This window comes from Duganella sp. Dugasp56 (assembly GCF_047304105.1).
Classification (GTDB): Bacteria; Pseudomonadota; Gammaproteobacteria; order Burkholderiales; family Burkholderiaceae_D; genus Rugamonas; species Rugamonas hordei.
The window spans coordinates 181,713-203,760 of sequence record NZ_JBGLYQ010000002.1; the positions used below are offsets into that span (position 1 = coordinate 181,713).

The 22,048-nt window shown below is 63.7% G+C and carries 18 protein-coding genes; 5 read left to right on the forward strand and 13 right to left on the reverse strand.

Features of this window, described 5'->3' with window-relative positions; all coding sequences use genetic code 11:
• Nucleotides 1–50 precede the first annotated feature (50 nt).
• Entirely contained in the window at nucleotides 51–2,447 is a 2,397-nt protein-coding gene (locus tag ACCD07_RS01895) for a TonB-dependent receptor (protein ID WP_413446338.1), read from the forward strand.
• Nucleotides 2,447–3,622 carry a glycerophosphodiester phosphodiesterase gene (locus ACCD07_RS01900; RefSeq protein WP_413446339.1) on the forward strand — a complete coding sequence of 392 codons (1,176 nt, stop codon included), beginning with the start codon at nucleotides 2,447–2,449 and terminating at the stop codon, nucleotides 3,620–3,622. Before ACCD07_RS01895 ends, ACCD07_RS01900 begins: the two co-directional genes overlap by 1 nt.
• A 72-nt stretch (nucleotides 3,623–3,694) precedes the next feature.
• Here the strand turns inward: ACCD07_RS01900 and ACCD07_RS01905 are convergent, their stop codons facing one another.
• The 5 genes from ACCD07_RS01905 to ACCD07_RS01925 all read right to left on the reverse strand — a co-directional run bounded on the left by ACCD07_RS01905 (nucleotide 3,695) and on the right by ACCD07_RS01925 (nucleotide 6,658).
• Entirely contained in the window at nucleotides 3,695–4,285 is a 591-nt protein-coding gene (locus tag ACCD07_RS01905; RefSeq protein WP_413446340.1) for a PEP-CTERM sorting domain-containing protein, read from the reverse strand.
• Between the two features lie 112 nt (nucleotides 4,286–4,397).
• Nucleotides 4,398–4,925: a gamma carbonic anhydrase family protein gene (locus tag ACCD07_RS01910; RefSeq protein ID WP_353404028.1), complete on the reverse strand. Its 528-nt coding sequence runs from the start codon at nucleotides 4,923–4,925 to the stop codon at nucleotides 4,398–4,400.
• A 5-nt stretch (nucleotides 4,926–4,930) separates the two neighbouring features.
• Nucleotides 4,931–5,557, reverse strand: coding sequence for a glutathione S-transferase (locus tag ACCD07_RS01915; protein WP_413446341.1), 627 nt, complete (start codon nucleotides 5,555–5,557; stop codon nucleotides 4,931–4,933).
• Entirely contained in the window at nucleotides 5,554–6,261 is a 708-nt protein-coding gene (locus tag ACCD07_RS01920; protein WP_413446342.1) for an aspartate/glutamate racemase family protein, read from the reverse strand. The genes ACCD07_RS01915 and ACCD07_RS01920 overlap by 4 nt, the downstream gene beginning before the upstream one ends.
• 13 nt (nucleotides 6,262–6,274) lie before the next feature.
• A complete protein-coding gene (locus tag ACCD07_RS01925) occupies nucleotides 6,275–6,658 on the reverse strand; it encodes a VOC family protein (RefSeq protein ID WP_176654311.1) in 384 nt (127 codons plus the stop codon).
• A gap of 203 nt (nucleotides 6,659–6,861) precedes the next feature.
• Here ACCD07_RS01925 and ACCD07_RS01930 point away from each other — a divergent pair, with 203 nt between their 5' ends.
• The gene (locus ACCD07_RS01930) at nucleotides 6,862–9,948 is read left to right on the forward strand and encodes a TonB-dependent receptor (RefSeq protein WP_413446343.1); all 3,087 of its coding nucleotides are present in this window, start codon (nucleotides 6,862–6,864) and stop codon (nucleotides 9,946–9,948) included.
• A 96-nt stretch (nucleotides 9,949–10,044) separates the two neighbouring features.
• A complete protein-coding gene (locus tag ACCD07_RS01935) occupies nucleotides 10,045–11,697 on the forward strand; it encodes a DUF5597 domain-containing protein (RefSeq protein WP_413446344.1) in 1,653 nt (550 codons plus the stop codon).
• A 7-nt stretch (nucleotides 11,698–11,704) separates the two neighbouring features.
• Here the strand turns inward: ACCD07_RS01935 and ACCD07_RS01940 are convergent, their stop codons facing one another.
• The 7 genes from ACCD07_RS01940 to ACCD07_RS01970 all read right to left on the reverse strand — a co-directional run bounded on the left by ACCD07_RS01940 (nucleotide 11,705) and on the right by ACCD07_RS01970 (nucleotide 18,212).
• Entirely contained in the window at nucleotides 11,705–12,628 is a 924-nt protein-coding gene (locus tag ACCD07_RS01940) for a L,D-transpeptidase family protein (protein ID WP_413446345.1), read from the reverse strand.
• A 61-nt stretch (nucleotides 12,629–12,689) separates the two neighbouring features.
• Nucleotides 12,690–13,070, reverse strand: a complete 381-nt coding sequence (locus ACCD07_RS01945) for a VOC family protein (RefSeq protein WP_176654307.1) — start codon at nucleotides 13,068–13,070, stop codon at nucleotides 12,690–12,692.
• 4 nt (nucleotides 13,071–13,074) lie between these two features.
• Nucleotides 13,075–13,872 (reverse strand): hypothetical protein, encoded by a 798-nt coding sequence (locus ACCD07_RS01950; RefSeq protein ID WP_413446346.1) that lies wholly within the window; start codon nucleotides 13,870–13,872, stop codon nucleotides 13,075–13,077.
• A gap of 7 nt (nucleotides 13,873–13,879) precedes the next feature.
• Complete coding sequence (gene ftsB / locus ACCD07_RS01955; protein WP_176654306.1) at nucleotides 13,880–14,200, reverse strand: cell division protein FtsB; 321 nt, start codon at nucleotides 14,198–14,200, stop codon at nucleotides 13,880–13,882.
• Between the two features lie 43 nt (nucleotides 14,201–14,243).
• Nucleotides 14,244–15,527 (reverse strand): phosphopyruvate hydratase, encoded by a 1,284-nt coding sequence (gene eno / locus ACCD07_RS01960; RefSeq protein ID WP_176654305.1) that lies wholly within the window; start codon nucleotides 15,525–15,527, stop codon nucleotides 14,244–14,246.
• A gap of 133 nt (nucleotides 15,528–15,660) precedes the next feature.
• A complete protein-coding gene (gene kdsA, locus ACCD07_RS01965; protein WP_176654304.1) occupies nucleotides 15,661–16,515 on the reverse strand; it encodes a 3-deoxy-8-phosphooctulonate synthase in 855 nt (284 codons plus the stop codon).
• The gene (locus ACCD07_RS01970) at nucleotides 16,512–18,212 is read right to left on the reverse strand and encodes a CTP synthase (protein WP_413446347.1); all 1,701 of its coding nucleotides are present in this window, start codon (nucleotides 18,210–18,212) and stop codon (nucleotides 16,512–16,514) included. Before ACCD07_RS01970 ends, kdsA begins: the two co-directional genes overlap by 4 nt.
• Before the next feature lie 224 nt (nucleotides 18,213–18,436).
• Here ACCD07_RS01970 and ACCD07_RS01975 point away from each other — a divergent pair, with 224 nt between their 5' ends.
• Nucleotides 18,437–18,856 (forward strand): PRC-barrel domain-containing protein, encoded by a 420-nt coding sequence (locus ACCD07_RS01975; protein WP_176654302.1) that lies wholly within the window; start codon nucleotides 18,437–18,439, stop codon nucleotides 18,854–18,856.
• On the opposite strand, the gene ACCD07_RS01980 is transcribed toward ACCD07_RS01975, so the two are convergent.
• A complete protein-coding gene (locus ACCD07_RS01980; protein WP_413446348.1) occupies nucleotides 18,857–22,030 on the reverse strand; it encodes an error-prone DNA polymerase in 3,174 nt (1,057 codons plus the stop codon). It abuts the gene before it with no gap.
• Nucleotides 22,031–22,048 lie beyond the last annotated feature (18 nt).

Consider the following 22,048-nt stretch of genomic DNA (forward strand, 5'->3'; position numbering starts at 1 on the left):
CTATCATTCGCGACGTTGCTATTCCCTCAAACTGCTCCTCAAGGCAAAACATGAACAAGAAATTATCCGCGGTGTGCTTCGCCGCGCTGAGCTTCCCTATGCTGGCCATGGCCGCCAACGTTGCCGCCGCCGTCGCCGACATGGCAGCCGCGCCGGCCCCGGCGGCCGACTACGCCACGGAAGCGGAAGCGGCGGCGGCAGCCGCGCCGGTCGCCACCGTTGAAATCGCCACCCGCAAGACCCGTTCGTCGGTCGCCATGACCAAGAGCGACATGCAGAAAATCCTGCCGGGCATTAATCCCTTGAAAGCGCTGGAAACCTTACCAGGCGTCAGCTTCCAGACCGCCGACCCTTGGGGCAACAACGAGCAAAACCTGTCGCTGTTCGTGCACGGCTTCAGCGGCCAGCAGCTGGGCTACACCATGGACGGCGTGCCGCTGGGCGACCAGCAATACGGCAACTACAACGGCCTGTCGCCGCAGCGCGCCGTCATCAGCGAAAACGTCGGCAGCGTGATCCTGTCGTCGGGCGCCGGCGACCTGTCGACCGCCTCGACCAGCAACCTCGGCGGCACCATCGAGACCTTCTCCAGCGATCCGCTACAAGGCCGCAACCTGGCCGTGCAGCAGACCGTCGGCAGCTACAACACCTCGCGCACCTTCGTGCGCTACGATACCGGCAACTTCGGCAACGGCAACAGCGCCTACATCTCCGGCGTGCACCACGAGCAAAAGGCCTGGGACTTCAACGGCCGCCAGGGCGGCGACCAGGTCAACGCCAAGTACGTCAACCAGAGCAGCCTGGGCAAGCTGACGCTGTTCGTCGATTACTCGGACAAGATCGAACCGAACGAAGACAGCACGGTGCACTCGGCCACCGAGAAGTACCAGCCATACACCCGTCCGTTCCTGTACCCGAACTTCCAGCAGGCGCTGTCCTACCTGTCGGCCACCGGCGGCACGCCTGCGGCCGAGGGCAACAACTACCGCAACTACTACAGCGACGCCCAGCGCACCGACTACCTGACCTACGCCAAGTTCGACATGAACATCGGCGAAGCGACCACCTGGTCCAACCAGGTCTACTACCACAACGACGACGGCGTCGGCGTGGTGGCAGGTCCCATCGGCGTGGCCGGCCTGCCGGCGCTGTTCGCGGTGTACTTCCCGGGCCAGAACCTGAAGCAGGTGTTCGGCAACTCCGGCTACGCCACCCGCACCACCGAGTACGCGATCAACCGCAACGGCTGGCTGTCCACCGTGAACACCGAATTCGGCAATCACAAGCTGCAGGGCGGCCTGTGGCTGGAGCACAACCGCTCGTCGGCGTATCGCCGCTGGTATGCGCTGGACGTGAACAACCCGAGCTCGCCATACGACCGTCCGGCCAATCCGCTGATCACGCAATACGGCAGCCAGATCGACAACAAGGTGGCCCAGATCCACCTGCAGGACGAATGGCGCATGCGCGACGACCTGGCGCTGCAGGCCGGCTTCAAGTCGAGCCTGCAGTTCGCCGACGGCCAGTTCCCGGTGCAGCCGGCCAAGGGCGCGATCGCCAACGGTTCGCTGGCGCTGCCGGTGGGCGAGATCATCACCAAGAAATGGTTCCTGCCGCAGCTGGGCGCGCGCTGGGACATCACGCCGCAGGACCAGATGTTCGTCAACGTGCAAAAGAACATGCGCCAGTTCGTCACCTACGGCGGTGGTGGCGCCTCGCCGTGGAGCCTGGCGAGCCAGTCGGCGTTCGACCTGTTCAAGACCACCGCCAAGCCTGAAACCTCGATCACCTACGAGCTGGGCATGCGCACCAGCCACCAGCTGGACTTGGGTGCGCTGAGCGCAGTCGACGGCCAGGTCAACCTCTACCACGTCGACTTCAAGGACCGCCTGTTGACGATCAGCCCGACCCCGGTGATCTCGTCCATCATCGGCGGCAATCCGGTGCTGGCCAACGTCGGCAGCGTCAAGACCGACGGCATCGACATCTCCGGCACGCTGCACTTCGGCCGCATGTTCTCGTTCTATGACGCGCTGTCGTTCAACCGCTCGACCTACTCGGACAACTACAGCAACGGCAAGGACATCGTGGCCACGGCCGGCAAGGCCGTGCCGGGCAGCCCGGAATGGATGAACAAGTTCGTCGCCACGCTGAGCGTCGCCGACACCGAGTTCCAGCTGATCGGCGACTACGTCGGCAAGCGCTACGCCACCTATACCAACGACCTGGACGTGCCGAGCTACTTCCTGATGAGCCTGGGCGTATCGGGCAAGCTGCCCTTCCTCAACGGCGGCTGGGTGAAGAACGCGCGCTATCGCTTGAACGTCAGCAACCTGGCCAATCGCGAAGGCAGTTTGAATGTGGTGGTCGGCGCGGCCAGCGGGACTTACAATACATTCCCGATTGCACCACGTCAGGGCTTCCTGACTTTGATGGCGGACTTCTGATGAACAATCTTTATTTACCGAAGCGCCTGTCGCGGCGCGGCTTCATTCAAACGGCGGCGGTGGCCGCCGGCGCGTCGCTGATCATGCCAGCCTCGGTGCTGGCGGCATCGTCGACGCCGGACCTGTCCGGCATGCCGGGCATCGCGCCGGTGGGCGCAGGTTCGAAGACGCCGCTGGTGTTCGGCCACCGCGGCGCCAGCGCGCTGCGTCCCGAACACACGCTGGGCTCGTACGCCAAGGCCATCGCCGACGGCGCCGACTACATCGAGCCGGACCTGTGCAGCACCAAGGACGGCGTGCTGGTCGCGCGCCATGAAGCCTTCCTCAGCGAAACGACCGACGTGGCCGCCCATCCCGAGTTTGCCAGCCGCAAGGCGCGCAAGACCATCGACGGCGAAACGCACGAAGGCTGGTTCGTCGACGACTTCACGCTGGCCGAACTGAAGACGCTGCGCGCGGTCGAGCGGCTGCCGCAATACCGTCCCGGCAGCGCGCAGTACAACGGCATGTTCCAGGTGCTGACGTTTGAAGAAATCATCGACTTCACGGCGGCGGAAGCGGCGGCGCGCGGCCGCATCATCGGCCTGGTGCCGGAGCTGAAGCACTCGACCTATTTCGCCAGCGTCGGCCTGCCGCTGGAGGACCGCTTCCTGTCCATCCTCGCGGCGCACGACTACACGCGGCGCAATCCGGTCGAGATCCAGTCGTTCGAGATCGCCAACCTGAAATACCTGCGCGGCAAGCTGGGCCGCCGCGCCAACCTGCGCCTGATGCAGCTGGTCATCGGCGAGAACGTGCGTCCGATGGATGTCGCCGCGTCCGGCGGCACGCTGACCTTCGCGCAGATGTGCACGCCCGCAGGCCTGCGCGAAGTCGCCCAGTACGCCGACGTGATCGCCCCGCCGACGCGTGCGCTGATTCCGCTGAAAAAAGACGGCAGCCTAGACCAGCCAAGCTCGCTGGTGGACGATGCGCACAAGGCCGGCCTGCGCGTGGAGCCGTGGACCTTCCGTCCGGAAAACCACTTCCTGGCGGCGGACTTCCGCAACAACGCCGGCGACGCCGCGCGCAACGAGGCCGGCTCCATCGCCGAAATCAAGCGCTACATCGCCACCGGCCTGGACGGCTTCTTCACCGACGACCCCGCCCTCGGCCGCGCCGCCTTGAACGGCTGACCCTGGCGGTACCGGCGGTACAAACAAAAAAGCCCGGTTCGAAACTGAACCGGGCTTTTTTTACTGCGGCGATCAGCGCGAACGGCGCCGGGCATACCCCGCCACCAGCGCCAGGCCGGCCAGCATCATCATGAACTGTTCCGGTTCCGGCACCGGCGCGGTCGTCAGCACCAGGTTATCCAGGTTGAGGATCTGCTGCTGCTGCGGTGGCAAGATCGAGAAACTGTAGATCGGCACAGCGCTGGTAACGCTCACCGTGCCGCTGGAGCTCGACAGTACATTCGTCGCGAGGACATTCCCGTGGCTGTCAAACGCGGTCAGCGTCGCGGTCCAGTACGACCTGCTGTCCATCGAAATGCCGAACACCGGCACCGAGAACGTAGCGATCGGATTGGTCGAGCTGACGAAATGATTGAGTGGATTGCCGTCGTAAAAGCTGTCCTGGAGCAGCGATCCCTGGGAAAAATGCACACCGACTGCGGCAAATTTTTCATCCAAGGAAGTCATAAAAGTATTGTCAGTCGGAACATCGTCCGCCGTACCGAGAACGCCATCTGCCCCTGGCAGATGCTCAAAATCGATGGAAATCGTGGCCGCGCCGGCGGCAGCGGAACACAGCAATGAGACGAACAGCGCGACAACCGCGCCACGAATTTTTTTCATGATTATCCCTGTGAGTTAATTATTTGAAATAACAAATTAACCACATAATATGCAAACATAGAAAAATTTACAATAGATTTATTATGAAACAATGGGACCTGCCGGATGCCGGCTATGCCAGGTAGTTGTTCTTGATACGGACGTAATGCTCGGCCGAGTATTTCAGATAGGCGATCTCCTCGGCGGTCAGCGCCCTCACCCGCAGCGCCGGGCGGCCGACGTACAGATAGCCGCTCTCCAGCACCTTGCCCGGCGAGACCAGGCTGCCGGCGCCGACCATCACGCGGTCCTGGATCACCACGTCGTCCATGATGATGGAACCCATGCCGACCAGGCATTCGTTGCCGATGGTGCAGCCGTGCAGCAATGCCGAATGGCCGATGGTGACATAGTCGCCGATGATCAGCGGCGAGCCGTCGGGCTTGGCGGCGTTCTTGTGCGACACGTGCCCCATGGCGAAGTCCTGCACGTTGCTGCACTCGCCGATGACGATGCTGTTGACGTCGCCGCGCAGCACGGTGTTGCACCAGATCGAGCTGTCGCGGCCGATGCGCACATCGCCGATGACTTGCGCGGAGGCGTGCAGGAAAATGTTGTCGCCGAGGACGGGGCTGGTGTTCAGGTAAGAAGTCAGGGGCATTGTTTTTAACCTTGATAAGTGCTGTCGCCATGCGGCGCGGCGCGGAAGGCTGGCAGCGCTTCGGCCTGGCGCGAGAACTCGGCCTGCAGCGGATAGCTGGCGGCGGCCACCACCTCAGGCAACATCTGCTGCATGAAGTGCCAGGTGACCGCCGTCATCACGCCGGCGTGGTCCATGTCGGCCACGGACAGCGGATGGGCGCGCAGCTCGGCTTCCAGCGCGTCGAACGCCGCCAGCATCTGCACCGTCACGCGGTCCACCCACGGCTGGTGCAGCTTCTCGGACGGCCGCACCATGCGCTCGTACACCAGCTGCACGCCCTTGTCGCAGGCGGCCAGCGCCAGCCCGAGCACGCGGAGGGAGCGCAACAGTTCGGCCGGCATGGTCGGCGTCAGGCGGCTGGACGGCATGGCCAGCGCTTCCGCATATTGCACGATCAGCGTGGAGTCCATCAGCACGGTGCCGTCGTCGGCCACCACGGTCGGCGCCTTGACCACCGGATTGATCGCGCGGAACTGCTCGAAGGTGCTGAACACCGACAGCGACTGGTGCTCGAAGCGCACGCCCATCAGCTGCAAGGTCACCGCCACGCGGCGCACGTAAGGGGAATCGAGCATGCCTATCAGTTTCATTTTTTCTCCATGGAAGTCAGCGCCCATTCGGCGGCCTTGCGCGCGTGAATGGCGGTGGTGTCGAACAGCGGCACGGCCGCGTCCTGCTGCGCGACCAGCAGCGAGATCTCGGTGCAGCCGAGGATGATGGCCTGCGCGCCCTGCTCGACCAGTCCGGCGATGATGCGGCGGTATTCGTCGCGCGAGCCGTCGACGATGCGGCCCAGGCACAGTTCTTCGTAAATGATGCGGTGGACGATGTCGCGGTCTTCCTGCCCCGGCACGATCACGTCCAGCCCGTGGCGCTCGCGCAGGCGGTCCTTGTAGAACGCCTGCTCCATCGTGAAGCGCGTGCCCAGCAAGCCGATCCGGGTGTAGCCCGCGCGCTTGATTTCTTCCGCGGTCGGGTCGGCGATATGGAACAGCGGAATGTTCACCGCGCCTTCAATGGCGTGCGCCACCTTGTGCATGGTGTTCGTGCACAGCACCAGGAAATCGGCGCCGGCCGCCTGCAGCGAGCGCGCCGCGCCGGCCAGCAGCGCGCCGGCCGCGTCCCAGTCGCCGGCGTGCTGCAGCCGCTCGACTTCATGGAAGTCCACGCTGTACAGCACCACCTTGGCCGAATGCAGTCCGCCCAGATGCTCCTTGATTGTCTCGTTAACCTGACGGTAGTAAGGCACCGTCGATTCCCAGCTCATGCCGCCTATCAGCCCTATTGTTTTCAACCGTTGCTCCGTTTCATTGTCGTGCATAGCTTACCGTTAGCATTTCCCACTGGTGGCCGTCCGGCTCGTTCCAGTAGACGATGCTGCCGCCGTGATAGGTATCGACCTTGTAGTCTACCGGACTGTGCACCGAGCTGCGGTAGGGAATGCCGGCGGCCCGGATGCGGCCGAGGATGGCGTCGAACTCCTGCTGCGTGACGCGGAAGCAGTAATGCGCCAGCGGTATCGGTTCGGGCCAGGTGTCGAAATCGATGGTGAAGCCATCGCTGACGAACACCGGCGCGAACGGACCGATGCCGGTGGCGGACCACGGCACATCCAGCAACTCCGCCAGCATCTTCGCCGCCGCCACCTTGTCGCGCGACGGCACCAACAGATGATCCAGATGTATGGTCATAAGTGCCTCCTTGACAGCATTGTAAAACAGGCCAGTGGCAAAAGGCGGGGATATCGTATGCGATGAAAAATGACTCAATTGCAACAAATGGTAGCGTATAGCTTTTTTTGCTGATTTTTGTTGACATCCACTTTTATTGATCTCAAAATGGTTGCGCTACCATATAAAAGCAATAAATTACGACTTACAAAGAGGAGACATCAATGTCAAGCAGCTACCCAGCACCAGGCCGCCGTTCGCGCCGGCAATTCGCCTTCGCCCTGACGGCCATGGCCAGTCTGATTTCCCAGGTTTATGCACAGGACGGCACGCCCGCCGCTCCCGCAACGCCGGCCCCCGCCGCCGATGCGCCCGCGATCCAGACCATCCAGATCAGCGGCTACCGCAACAGCCTGCTGTCCTCGGCCAAGGACAAGAAGGAAGCGGTCGGCTTCCAGGATTCGATCAACGCCGAAGACTTCGGCAAATTCCCCGACAAGAACATCGCTGAATCGCTGAGCCGCATTCCCGGCGTGGGCGTGTCGCGCGACATCACCGGCGAAGGCTCGACCATCCAGATCCGCGGCCTGGGTTCCAGCTTCACCAAGATCCTGCTGAACGGCGCGCCGATCGCCGTGGCCTCGTCCGGCCCGATCGACGGCGCCAACACCAACCGCGAGGTCGACCTCGACCTGCTGCCGACCGACCTGTTCACCAAGCTCACCGTCAGCAAGAGCCCGACCGCCGAGATGATCGAAGGCGGCGCCGCCGGCGTGGTCAACCTGCGCAGCGCGCGGCCGTTCGACAAGGAAGGCCGCTACATGGTCGGCAGCGTCACCGCCACCAAGCAGCAGATCGCCGACAAGACCGGCGGCCGCGGTTCCTTCATGGCCAGCCAGACCTTCGGCAACTGGGGCATCCTGGGCGGCATCGCCCTGTCGCGCCAGCAGATCCACACCACCGGCTGGGAAACCGTCGGCTACACCAACGCCAACCTGTCGGCCGCACAGAACCCGGCCGCCAACCGCAACAACACCGGCGGCGGCAACTGGACCATCCCGGCCACCGTGCCGGCCGGCGCGGGTAACGGCCTGGTGCCGGGCACAGTGATCGACCAGGCCTTCCTGCTGGCGCACAATCCCGGCCTGACCATCCAGCAGATCGACAACGCGATCCTGCCGCGCCTGGGCCGCACCATGGACTACTTCGGCACCAAGGACAAGGGCTCGGCCATCTTCAGCGCCGAATACCGTCCGTCCGAAAACCTGCACTTCTACGTCGACACCATGTACAGCAAGCGCGACGACAAGATGACGCGCATGGACTACGACTGGTCGGTCCGCAACGGCGGCATGATCCCGCTGAACATGACGGTCGACAAGAGCGACTGCAGCGATGGTTGCACCGTCGCCGGCGGCACCTTCGCCAACACCCAGAACTTCTTCGAGCACGGCTACCGTCACGACCAGGTCAGCATGCTGGGCCTGAACCCGGGCATGGAATGGAAGATCACGCCTACGCTGAAGCTGGACGCGCAGGTCAACTACACGCGCAGCAACTTCACCCACGAGGCGCCGACCGTCTATCCGATCACCGCGCCGAACAGCGGCAACACGGTCACCTACACCAACACCGGCGGCATTCCGTCCGTGGTTTCCAATGTGGATCTGAACAACCCGGCCAACTATGTGTGGAACACGGGCCGCGTCAACATCCAGAACGAGTTCCGCAAGACCGAGACCAAGGGCTTCCACGGCGACCTGACCTGGGGTGACGACAAGTTCAACATCAAGGGCGGCCTCGCCTACGATGACATCACCCGCCGCATCAACGCCACCGACAACTCGGCCGCGTGGCAGGCCGCGGTGTGCGGCAACAATCCTAGCGTGTTCCTGCAGGGACCGAACGGCGCGCCGCCATGCAACGGCGCCTCCACCCCGGGCGCCAGCGCCGCCGCGCTGTACCCTGGCTACGGCACCGGCTACACCGCCGGCGCCACCACGCCGCTGACCTATGGCGGTTCGCTGATTCCGCAAAGCGCGCTGGCCAGCTACATCGTGCCGGGCCCGTACGGCCGTCCGATCGTCGACTGGGATCGCTTCGCCAAGGATGCGCAGTACCAGAAGTATTACGACAATGCGCCATCGAGCGGCGCCTCGTCGACCGGCGCGGCGGCGGGCTTTATCGGCGAGAAGACCACCGGCCTGTACATGGAGGCCAACGGCAAGTATGACCTGTCCGGCTTCCCTCTGCGCTACAACGGCGGTGTACGTTACGTGCGCACCAAGCAGTCGGTCGGTTCGCTCAACTCGATCACCGATCCACGCAACGCCAACCTGACGCTGAACGGCAGCAAATACCCGAACATCGACCAGTGGGTGTACCAGGAAACCACGTACAACAACACGCTGCCGTCGGGCACCGTGGCGCTCAACCTGCGCAGCGACGTGGTGGCCCGCGCCGCCCTGTCGCGCAGCCTGACCCGCGCCGACCCGAACGCGCTGCGTCCTGGCGTGAACTTCTCCGGCGTGTCGGCGGACGTCGGCTCGGTGGGCAATCCGGCGCTCAAGCCCTACCTGTCGGATAACATCGACCTGGGCCTGGACTGGTACACCGGCCGCGAAGGCTACGTCAGCCTGACCGTGTTCCAGAAGAAGGTGGATGGCTTCACCGTCAACGAAAACGTCACCGCTCCATTCAGCGCGCTGGCCGCCTACGGCATCAACTACAACACGCTGACGCCGAACCAGCAGACCGCCATCGATTCGCGCGGCGGTCCTGACAAGGCCACCGTGGTGCTGACCCGCGCCCGCAATGCCGACGGCGACCTGCGCATCCGCGGCCTGGAACTGGGCTGGGTCCAGCCGCTCGACAAGATCCTGCCGTTCCGCGGCGTGGGCTTCAACGAGACGGCCACCTTCATCACCCAGCGCGCCAGCGGCGACGGCTTGAACGGCTTCATCGCACTGGGCGTGCCGAAGCGCACCAACAACTTCTCGGTCTACTACGAGAACCACGGCTACATGGCGCGCCTGTCGCACACCTTCTCGAAGGGCAGCCAGACTGCAACGGCCAACCAGAACGGCATCACCAACGCGGCGCTGTTCTCGGACAACTACAAGCAGCTGGACTTCTCGTCGAGCCTCGACCTGGCGGAAGTGTTCGACAAGGATAACTGGCCGACGCTCAGCTTTGACATCGTCAACCTGAACAACGACTCGCGTCGCGGCTACTTCCAGTTCGGCAACGCCAACTTCACGCAATACTCGCCAGGCCGTACCTACTCGCTTGGCTTGCGCGCCAAGTTCTAAACAGCTCGCTCCGAGGCCGCCTGTTCCTGTTCAGGCGGATCTTATCCATCGCCGCCCTCCAGTGGCGGTGGATTTTTTTTACAGACGAGGACAACCATGAAATTTTGGACAGGCCGTCACGGCCTCTGCGCCGGCGCTCTGCTGCTGGCCTGCGGCGCCGCTGCCGCCCAGGCGGCATCGACGATCCCCCATCTGCGCAAGCAGGGCACGGCCACGCAACTGATCGTCGACGGCCAGCCGCTGCTGATGCTGGGCGGCGAGCTGCACAACTCGTCGGCCTCCAGCCTGGCTTACCTGGACAAGCTGTGGCCGGCGTTGAAGACGGCCGAGCTGAACACGGTGATCGCGCCGGTCGAGTGGGACCAGATCGAGCCGGTGGAAGGCCGCTTCGATTTCACCGTGCTGGACGGCATGCTCAAGCAGGCGCGCGCGCACCAGATGCACGTGGTGCTGCTGTGGTTTGGCGCGTGGAAGAATTCGATGTCCACCTACGTGCCGGCCTGGGTCAAGCACGACCAGCAGCGCTTCCCGCGCGCGCGCAGCCGCGCCGGCGTGCCGCAGGATTTGCTGTCGCCGTTCGACGCCCGCACGCTGGCGGCGGACACGGCGGCCTACCATGCCATGCTGGCCCACCTGAAGCAGGCCGACCCGCAGCACACGGTGGTGATGGTGCAGGTGGAAAATGAAATCGGCATGCTGCCGGACGTGCGCGACTACAGTCCGCAGGCCGACGCCGCCTTCGCCGGTCAGGTGCCGGCGGCGCTGACCGCCTACCTGGCCGCGCACCAGGACAGCCTGCATCCGGCGCTGCGCGCGCTGTGGGCGGAACACGGCAAGCGCACGGCGGGCAGCTGGACCGAAGTGTTCGGCGACAGCATCGCCGCGCAGGAAATCTTCCAGGCCTGGTATTACGCCGCCTTTGTCGACAGCATGACGGCGGCCGGCAAGGCCGCCTATGCGCTGCCGGCGTACGTGAACGTGGCGCTGAACCGGCCGGGCAAGAAGCCGGGCGAATATCCCAGCGCCGGCCCGTTGCCGCACTTGTTCGACATCTGGAAGGCCGGCGCGCCGGCCGTCGACCTGATCGCCATCGACACCTACTTCCCCAACTTCGCCGACTGGGCCAGGCTGTTCAAGCGTCCCGACAATCCGCTGTTCATCCCGGAAGCCAACTATGCGGGCCGGCCCAACAACGGCGCCAACGCCTTCTTCATGATGGGCGAGCTGGACGCGTTCGGCTTCTCGCCGTTCGGCATCGAGGACATCAAGGATGGCAAGACCGAGTCGCTGCCGCAGGCCTACCGCGTGCTGCGCCAGCTGACTCCGCTGATCAACCAATACCAGGGCAGCGGCAATATGCGCGGTTTCAAGGCGCCGGTATCGTACGACGGCGTGGTCGACCTGCTGCCGGTGAAGACGACGATGGGCGGCTATGCGCTGGAGGTCAGCTTCGTCAACCAGTGGGGCAAGACCGACAGCGCCGAAGCCGAAACCCGCGGCGGCCTGGTGATACGGCTGGCCGACGATGAATTCCTGGTCGCCGGCAAGGGCATGACCGTCACCTTCAGCAACGCCAACGGCGACGGCAGCGTGGCCGGCATCGAGAAACTGACCGAGGGCGGCTACGACAACGGTGTGTGGAAGGAAGGCCGCTGGCTCAACGGCGACGAAAGCCACCAGGGCCGCCACGTGCGCCTGCCGGCCGACGACTTCAGCATGCAAAGGGTCAAGCTGTACCGTTACAGGTAGTGCGACGCTAGGCGCTCTGCTGCAGCAACACCACCGCGCCGCGCGAGATCGAGCGGACCACGGCCATCACGTCCCAGTTGGTGAGGCGGATGCAGCCGTGCGACTGGGTCTTGCCGATCTTGCCCGGCTCGGGCGTGCCGTGGATGCCGTAGTGTTCCTTGCTCAGTTCTATCCACGCGACACCGACCGGGTTGTTCGGCCCGGCCGCCAGCCTGGCCTTGCTGTCGCCGGCCTGGGCGTCCCAGAACAGCTTGGGGTTGTAGCGGTATTCCGGATTGACGGCGACGCCGCGCACCTGCCAGCGGCCTTCGGGCAAGGGATCATGCTTGCTGCCGGTGCTGGCGGGGAATTGCGCGAACGGCATGCCGCCCGCATCAAGCAGCGTCAGCGTGCCTTCCTTCGCATCGACCAGGATGGACGCCGCCTTCGGCAGCGGCTTGGCGGCGGCCACATTGGGCACCACCAGCTGCGTGCCGGCGCGGGCCAGCACCTTGCCGGGATTGAGGCGGCGCAGCAGGTCGGGATTGATGTGGAAGCGTTCGCCGAGCGCTTCGGCCAGGTTGGCATAGCCCAGCGCCGGCAGTTTGGCCTTGGCCATCATGCCGGCTGGCACCGGCGTGTAAGGCCCGGCCACATCCTGCGCGGTGACGGTGTAGACGTCGAGCACCGGCGCCTGATCGCGCTCCAGCTCGGTCCACGTGGCGGCGTCGACCACGCCGGTCACCGGCAGCTGATGCAGTTTCTGGAAGCCCCGTATGGCCTGGCGCATATTGCTGCCGTAGGCGGCGTCCATTTCGCCGGAAGAAAAGTGCGCGCGATCGAGCAGCACTTGCGCCCGCAAGACTTCATCGCCCCTGGAATGCGGGCCGATCACGGCCGCGTTGGCGGCGCCGGCCAGCGCCAGCGTGCATGCAAAGAATAGAACTCTCAAACCAAACTCGGATAACGACAAAAGAAGCGCATTCTATCCGCAATTCGTCGGCGGCCCGCGCTCAGGAGATCTGCTGTCCGACTTCCCAGCTATGGCCGGCGGGATCGACGAAATTGGCGGTACGCATGCCCCATGGGCGATCCACAGGGCCCTGCAGCAATTGCACGCCGCGCTGCTGCAATTGCGCGCAGACCGCGTCCACATCCGGCACCCAGATGCTGATCTGGAAGCGCGATCCTGCATCGCGCGGCGCCACGACAGCGGGCGCAATAATCACCGGTGCGCTGTCCACGTGCAGCAGATTGATGAGCACGTTCTCGAACTGCATCACCGCCGATACCGCATCCTCGTAGACCATCTTGACGTCGAACACGTCCAGATAGAATGCCTTGGCGGCAGGCAGGTCTTCAACAAACAAGCTGATGGCGCTGATCGATTTCATGGAGTTAGTCCTGTTTGCGGTATTTTTGCATGACGTAGCCGAGGCGGCCACGGTTGGTGTCCAGCCAAGTCCACAGCGCTTCGACCTGGTCGTGGTGGGCGCGGTAATAGCCGGCGTTGAAAGCCAGCCACAGCCGCGTATTGATCAGAGGTTGCGGCAGCTGCACGATGGCGCCTTTATACCGCTTCAACGTCGCCGTCAGGTGCTCCGGCTTGACCAGGCTGGCCAGCACGCCGTCCACCCGGCCCAGCTTGAGCTTTTCGATATTGCGGTCGAGGTCGCGGGCGCCGTCGTCGATGGTCAGCCCGGACTCGCGCAGGCGTGCGGTGTAGGCGTTACCCTGCGTCGCGCCGAGCGGCTTGCCACGGAAATATTCCATCGGATTGGTGCTGGCCGGCAGCTTGTCCCTGGCACGCACCAGCACCACCACCGTGTTGTGCAGCGCGCGGTTGCGGTCGACGTTGCCGTCCTTGTCGCGCGGCAGCGCGATCTCGGGCGGATAGCTGGGCTGCTCGCCCAGGGTCGACATGTCGATGTCGCCCGCTTCCAGCGCCACCTTCAGCCGCGCCACCGGCAGCCGCACCAAGGTCGGCAGGCAGTTGAAGCCGGAGCCCATCACCGCGTCGCGCACCAGGTCGACCGCCGCGCCGGGCGGTTCCGGCACCTTGTCGCCGTCGCCCATCCAGTACGGCGGCCGGTCCTGGTCCATATAGCCGAAGCGCAGCGGAATGCAGTTGCCCGCCGCCTGCGACAGCGGTGCAATCAGGGCCAACATCAGCAATATGCCAGCACGTTTCGCCATGGTGGGATTACTGCCCGGGAGGTTTCGGAGCGACAGGCGGCGGCGGAGTGGCTTGGCCCTTGCCGACGATCTGGATGAAGATTTCGTTTTGCTTGATCATGCTGAGCTCGTAGCGAGCACGCTCCTCGACCGCGCCGGTGCCGTCCTTGAGGTCGCGCACTTCGGAATCGAGCTTGGCGTTGCGGGCGATCAGTTCCGCGTTTTTCTTGTGGGCCGTGTTGACCTGGGACTCGAAATCAGCCACGCGCAGCCATCCCCCCTTCCCCAGCCAGAGCGGGTACTGGATCAGCAACAACAGCGTTGCCAGTGCGAGGGTGATCAAGCGCATGGATTTGAAAGCGGCCGGATCAGATCCGGCCGCGCTTGCTTAATTACTTCAGATTATAGAACGCGTCGCGGCCCGGGTAGGAAGCGATGTCGCCCAGATCTTCTTCGATACGCAGCAGCTGGTTGTATTTCGCCATGCGATCCGAACGCGACATCGAGCCGGTCTTGATCTGCAGGGCGTTCAGGCCAACCGCGATATCGGCGATGGTCGAGTCTTCGGTTTCGCCCGAACGGTGCGAGATGACGGCGGTGTAGCCGGCGCGCTTGGCCATTTCGATGGCGGCGAAGGTCTCGGTCAGGGTGCCGATCTGGTTGATCTTGATCAGGATCGAGTTGGCGATGCCCTTCTGGATGCCTTCTTTCAGGATCTTGGTGTTGGTGACGTACAGGTCGTCGCCGACCAGCTGCACCTTCTTGCCCAGTTCCTTGGTCAGGATCGCCCAGCCATCCCAGTCGCCTTCGTGCATCGCGTCTTCGATCGAGATGATCGGGTACTTGTCGCACCAGGTCGCCAGCAGGTTGGTGAACTCGGTGGCGGTCAGGCTCAGGCCTTCGCCTTCCAGTTCATACTTGCCGTTCTTGTAGAACTCGGAAGCAGCGCAGTCCAGGCCGATGGCGATCTGGGTGCCTGGCTCGTAGCCGGCTTCTTCGATGGCCTGGATGATCAGCTTGATCGCTTCTTCATGGTTGGCCAGCGATGGCGCGAAACCGCCCTCGTCGCCCACGTTGGTGTTCAGGCCCTTCTTGTGCAGGATCTTTTTCAGCGTGTGGAACACTTCGGCGCCGTAGCGGACCGCTTCCTTGAACGACGGCGCGCCCACTGGAATGATCATGAATTCCTGGATGTCCAGGTTGTTGTCGGCGTGCGCGCCGCCGTTGATGACGTTCATCATCGGCACCGGCAGTTGCATCGCGCCCGAACCGCCGAAGTAGCGGTACAGCGGCAGGCCGGCTTCCTCGGCGGCGGCCTTGGCGACAGCCATCGACACGGCCAGCATGGCGTTGGCGCCCAGGCGGCCTTTGTTTTCGGTGCCGTCCAGATCGATCAGGGTGCGGTCCAGGAAGGCTTGCTCATTGGCGTCCAGGCCCATGATCGCTTCCGAGATTTCGGTGTTGATGTTTTCGCAGGCTTGCAGCACGCCCTTGCCGAAGTAACGCTTCGGATCGCCGTCGCGCAGCTCGATGGCTTCGCGCGAACCGGTCGATGCGCCCGACGGTACGGCGGCGCGGCCCATGACGCCGGACTCCAGCAGCACGTCGCATTCGACGGTAGGGTTGCCGCGCGAGTCCAGGATTTCACGGCCGATGATGTCAACAATAGCACTCATGTCATTCTCCAAAGTTAGGCGATGCGAAGTCGCTACGCGTTCTGATGCGCGTTGCGGACAAAATAACGGGAATTAATTGTACCCGGCGCAAGAGGGCCGATCATACGAAAACTCGTACGCCAGGTATGCTGCGTTAGTTGAAGCTGTTTTCCAGGAAGCCAGCTTTTTTGGTGATGCGGTCCAGCTCGATCAGCGTGGACAGCAACTCCTTCATGCGACCCAGCGGCACGGCGTTCGGGCCGTCCGACAGGGCTTCTGCAGGGTTCGGATGCGTTTCCATGAACACGCCGGCCACGCCAACGGCCACCGCCGCGCGCGACAGCACGGGCACCATCTCGCGCATGCCACCGGACGAGGTACCGTTGCCGCCTGGCAGTTGTACCGAGTGGGTCGCATCGAACACCACCGGGCAGTTCGATTCGCGCATGATGGCCAGCGAACGCATGTCCGACACCAGGTTGTTGTAGCCGAAGGAGGCGCCGCGCTCGCAGGCCATGAAGTTGTCTTCGTTCAAGCCCTTGGCGCGGGCGGCCAGACGGGCTTTGTCGATGACGTTCTTCATGTCGCCGGGAGCGAGGAACTGGCCCTTCTTGATGTTGACCGGCAGGCCGGACTCAGCGCAGGCGACGATGAAGTCGGTCTGGCGGCAGAGGAAGGCCGGCGTTTGCAGCACGTCGACCACCGCCGAGACTTCGGCGATTTCGTCGATCGAGTGCACGTCGGTCAGCACCGGCACGCCCAGCTCGCGCTTGACGTCGCCGAGGATCTCCAGGCCCTTGTCGCGGCCCGGACCGCGGTACGAGGTACCGGAGGAACGATTGGCCTTGTCGAACGAGGACTTGTAGATGAACGGGATGCCCAGCGCCGCCGTCATTTCCTTCAGCGCACCGGCGGTGTCGAACGCCATCTGGCGCGATTCGATCACGCAGGTGCCGGCGATGAGGAAGAACGGTTTATCCAGGCCTACGTCGAATCCGCACAGTTTCATGCTGCATCTCCTTGCAGTGCAGGTGCTTCACCCGCGGCGACAGCGTGCGGGCGATTACCGCCGGCGGCCTTGTGGGCCAGTGCTGCCTTGATGTAGGACGTGAACAGCGGGTGGCCGTCACGCGGGGTCGATTTGAATTCCGGGTGGTACTGTACGCCCATGTACCAAGGGTGGGCGTTTTCGCCGGTACGCGGCAGTTCCATGATTTCGCACAGGTCTTCGGTCGGCGTACGGGCCGCCACCACCAGGCCGGCCGCTTCGACGCGCGGCAGGTAGTGGTTGTTGGCTTCGTAGCGGTGGCGGTGACGCTCGGTCACCACGCCGCCGTAGATTTCCGAGGCCAGGGTGCCCGGCTTGACGGCGCAGGTCTGCGCGCCCAGGCGCATGGTGCCGCCCAGGTCGGAGTTCTCGTCGCGCTTCTCGACCTTGCCGTCCTGGCCCTGCCATTCGTCGATCAGGGCGACCACGGGCTGCGAGGTTTCCAGGTCGAACTCGGTCGAGTTGGCGGTGGTCAGGCCGGCCTTGTGGCGGGCGTATTCGATCAGCGCCACCTGCATGCCGAGGCAGATGCCCAGGTAAGGGATCTTGTTTTCACGGGCGAACTGCGCCGCCATGATCTTGCCTTCGACGCCGCGCTTGCCGAAGCCGCCCGGCACCAGGATGGCGTCGTACTTGGCCAGCGAGGCGCAACCGGTGGTTTCGATCTCTTCCGAGTCGATGTACTCGATGTTGACCTTCGATTCGTTGTGAATGCCGGCGTGGCGCAGCGCTTCGGTCAGCGACTTGTACGACTCGGTCAGTTCCACGTACTTGCCGACCATGCCGATCGACACTTCGGTCTTCGGATGTTCCAGCGTGTAGATCAAACGGCTCCACACCGACAGGTCGGCCGGCGCCGGGTTCAGGTCCAGCGCTTCGCAGATGATCGCGTCCAGGCCCTGGTCGTGCAGCATCTGCGGCACCTTATAGATGGTATCGACGTCCCACACGGAAATGACGGCCTGCTCTTCGATGTTCGAGAACAAGGAGATCTTGGCGCGTTCGTCTTCCGGGATGGCGCGGTCGGCGCGGCACAGCAGCGCGTTGGGCGAGATGCCGATTTCGCGCAGTTTCTGTACCGAATGCTGGGTAGGCTTGGTCTTCAGCTCGCCGGCGGAGGCGATGTACGGCACCAGGGTCAGGTGCACGAAGGCGGTGTTCTTGCGGCCGGCGCGCAGGCTCAGCTGACGCGCGGCTTCGAGGAAGGGCAGCGATTCGATATCGCCGACGGTGCCTCCGATTTCGCACAGGGCCACGTCGTAGCCTTCGGCGCCGCGACGGATGTAGTCCTGGATTTCATTGGTGATGTGCGGAATCACCTGCACGGTCTTGCCCAGGTACTCGCCGCGGCGTTCCTTGCGGATCACCGATTCATAAATCTGCCCGGTGGTGAAGTTGTTCACCTTTTTCATGCGGGTGGAAATGAAGCGCTCGTAGTGACCGAGGTCGAGGTCGGTTTCGGCCCCGTCGTCGGTGACGAAGACTTCACCGTGTTGCATAGGGCTCATCGTGCCAGGATCGACGTTGATGTACGGGTCGAGCTTGAGCATGGTGACTTTGAGGCCGCGCGATTCGAGGATCGCGGCGAGAGAGGCGGCGGCAATCCCTTTACCAAGGGAAGACACGACGCCGCCAGTGACGAAGACAAATTTGGTCATTGCAGATAGTGCCGAACGGCACGTGCGGGAAATTGAAATTATACCCTAAAACGTGCAATTCTCCACCTTCCTGCCCGGAAAAATCCGCAACTGGACGGGAAAATCCAGATGGTTAAACAGCAAACGAGACCGTTTATCAATCCGCCGCGACCGTGCCTCACCGTACAGACCGGATACTCCAACAAGAACAAAATGACAACTCATTGAATAAAAGGAGGCTCATCATGAACTACGAAGAACTCGATCCATTTGGCATGTATGTCGACAACGGCCACAAAGGCCCCGGTCCGGAACTGATGGGCGCCGACACGCTGATCGGCAACCATGTCCACAACCTGAAAAACGAGCACCTGGGCGAGATCAAGGAAATCATGCTCGACATGCGCACCGGTCAGATCGCCTATGCGGTGATGTCGCACGGCGGCGTGTTCACGCTCGGCGAGAAGCTGTTCGCCGTGCCCTGGGAAGCGATGACCCTGGACACCATCAACAAGCGCTTCACGCTCAATATCGACAAGGACCGCATCGATAGCGCCCCCGGCTTCGACAGCGACCACTGGCCGAACATGGCCAACCAGACCTGGGCCAGCCAGATCCATACCTACTACGGCACCAACAGCGCGCGCAGCGCCGACCTCCGCTAACTAGCAGAAGTCGCGGCTGATGGTCGGCAGGCGTCCCAGCAGGTGGGACATGTCGACCAGCCGCTTGGCAACCAGGTGGCGCACCACGCCCTCCTGTTGCCAGACCCCATACACCCCCAGCAGCGGCGCGCTCAGCACTTCGCGCCGCTGCCGCTCGACCAGCGCTGGCCAGATGATGACGTTGACGTTGCCGGTCTCATCTTCGAGGGTGATGAAGATCACGCCCTTGGCCGTGCCGGGACGTTGCCGCACCGTGACCATGCCGCAGGCCCGCGCCAGCATGCCGTTGGTGTAGGTGTTGAGCGTGGCGGCCGGCAGGAAACGGTGCTCCAGCAGCCTGGGCCGCAGCAGCGCCAGCGGATGGCGCCCCAGCGTCAGGCCGTGCGAGCGGTAGTCGCCGAGGATTTCCTCCCCTTCCGACGGCGGCTTCAGCACCGGGATTTCCTCGTCCGGCGTGGTCGGCCGCAGCAGGTCCTTGTCCGGCGTGGCGCCGACCGCCTGCCACAAGGCCTGGCGCCGGTTGCCGGCCAAATCCTTCAACGCATTGCCGCCGGCCAGCACCTGCAGGTCATGCCGCTCCAGGTCGGCACGCCGCGCCATATCGGCCACGCTGGCGAACGGCCGCTGCGCGCGGGCCTGCTCGATCCGCTCGGCCGCTTCGGCCCGCATCCCCTTCAGCATCGACAGGCCCAGCCGCACCGCAGGCTGGCCGCGCTTGCCCGCCGGCTCTTCCAGCGATGAGTCCCAGCCGCTGATGGTGACGTCGATCTCGCGCACCTGCACGCCGTGGCGTCTGGCGTCCTGCACCAGTTGCGACGGGCTGTAGAAACCCATCGGCTGGCTGTTGAGCAGCGCGCACAGGAAGGCGGCCGGCTCGTGGCATTTGAGCCAGGAACTGGCATAAGTCAGCAGCGCGAAACTGGCGGCGTGCGATTCGGGGAAGCCATATTCGCCGAATCCTTTGATCTGCTCGCAGATCGCAGCCGCGAACGATTCCTCGTAGCCGCGCTCCCTCATGCCGTCCATAATCTTCTGCTGGTATTTGTCGACGCCGCCCTTGCGCTTCCACGCGGCCATCGCGCGTCGCAGTTGATCGGCCTCGCCTTCGCTGAAGCCAGCCGCGATGACGGCGATCTGCATCACCTGCTCCTGGAAGATCGGCACGCCGAGCGTGCGGCCCAAGGCCTCTTTCAGCCGTGGCGGGTAGTGGATCGCTTCCCGCTCCATGCGCCGCTGCAGATACGGATGCACCATGCCGCCCTGTATCGGTCCCGGCCGCACCAGCGCAACTTCGATCACCAGATCGTAGAACTCCTTAGGCCGCAGGCGCGGCAGCATGCTCATCTGGGCGCGCGATTCGATCTGGAACACACCGATGGTATCGGCTTCCCACATCATGGCGTAGGTGGCCTTGTCCTCCTTCGGAATGTCCTGCATGCCGAACGGCGTGCCGCGCTGCGTCGCGACCAACGCCAGGCAGCGCCGCAGCGCCGACAACATGCCCAGCGCCAGCACGTCCACCTTCATCAGGCCCAGCTCCTCCAGATCATCCTTGTCCCACTGGATGACGCAACGCCCCTCCATCGTGGCCGCCTCGATCGGCACCAGCCGCGACAGCTTTTCGTGCGAAATGACAAAGCCGCCCGGATGCTGCGATAAATGGCGCGGGAATCCCAGCAGCGTCATCGCCAGCGAAGCCCACTGCTGCGCCAGCTGCGATGCCGGATCCAGCCCGCACTCGGCCAGCCGCCCCAGCAGATCATGCTTGCTGTCGAACCAGTGATGCGCCTTGGCCACCTTCTCGACGATGGCAAGGTCCACGCCCAGCGCCTTGCCGCTGTCGCGCAGCGCGCTCTTGGGCCGGTAGCTGATGACGACGGCGGCCAGCGCGGCACGATCGGCACCGTACTTTTGATAGATGTACTGGATCACCTCCTCGCGCCGCTGGTGCTCGAAGTCGACGTCGATGTCCGGCGGCTCGTTGCGCTCCTTGGAAATAAAGCGCCCTGTCAGCATGTTGCTGCGTTCCGGATCGACCTCGGTCACGCCGAGGCAGTAACAGACCACCGAGTTGGCCGCCGATCCCCTGCCCTGGCACAGGATCTCTTTCGATCGCGCGAAACGGACGATGTCGTACACCGTCAGAAAGTACGGCTCGTACTTCAGGTCCGCAATCAGCGCCAGCTCCTTCTCGATCTGCCCTCGCACCTTGTCCGATACGCCGGCAGGGAAGCGCCGTTGCGCACCGGCATACACTTCCTGCCGCAAATAGCTGGCCGGCGTATGGCCGGGAGGCACCAGTTCGTGCGGATACTCGTAGCGCAATTCTTCAAGGCTGAACGTGCATAGCTCCATGATGTTCAGCGTCTCCGCCAGCGCTTGCGGCGGATACAGATTCGCCAGCCGCAAGCGCGGCCGCAGATGCTGCTCCGCGTTCTGCGACAAGGCATAGCCGCACTCGCCCACCGCCTTGCCGAGACGCACGGCGGTCAAGGTATCGTGCAGCGGCTTGCGCGAGCGCACATGCATGCAGACATGCCCGAGCGCCACCACCCGCATGCCATGTTGCAGCGCCACTTCATCGATGCTGATCCGATGCGCCTCGTCGAAGGCGCGCTGCAACAGGCTCAAGCCCATCCACGCGCGGCCGGGAAACGTCGCTTCCATCCACGCCGCCTGCGCATGCAGGCGATCGACATCGTCCGGCTGGTGCGCCGGATAATGCGGCAGCAAAATCAGCAGGCAATCCGGCAATCCCTTCAGATGCGCAAACGCCGACGGCGGCGCGGCCAGATCGGCCGGCGTCAGCAGATAGCTGCCCTTGGCGACGCGGTTGCGGGCGATGGTGATCAGCTCGCACAAATTGCCGTAGCCTTCACGGTTCCTGGCCAGCGCGACCAACGACAACGCCGGGCTGCCGTCAGGATTCTTCAGATGAAAATGGCTGCCTATCAACAGCGGAAACTTTGCCTCTTTCGCGGCGGCGTGAGCACGTACTACGCCCGCCAGCGAGCATTCATCGGTGATGGCCAGCCCGGCGTAATCGAGCTGCATGGCGCGCGCGACCAACTCCTCGGCGTGGGATGCGCCTTGCAGGAAGGAGAAATTGGACAGGCAGAACAGCTCGGCATAAGCGGGCAATCCCTGCGCTGGCGATGTGTTCGAGGTGGCCATGGCTTGATACTGTGTTTA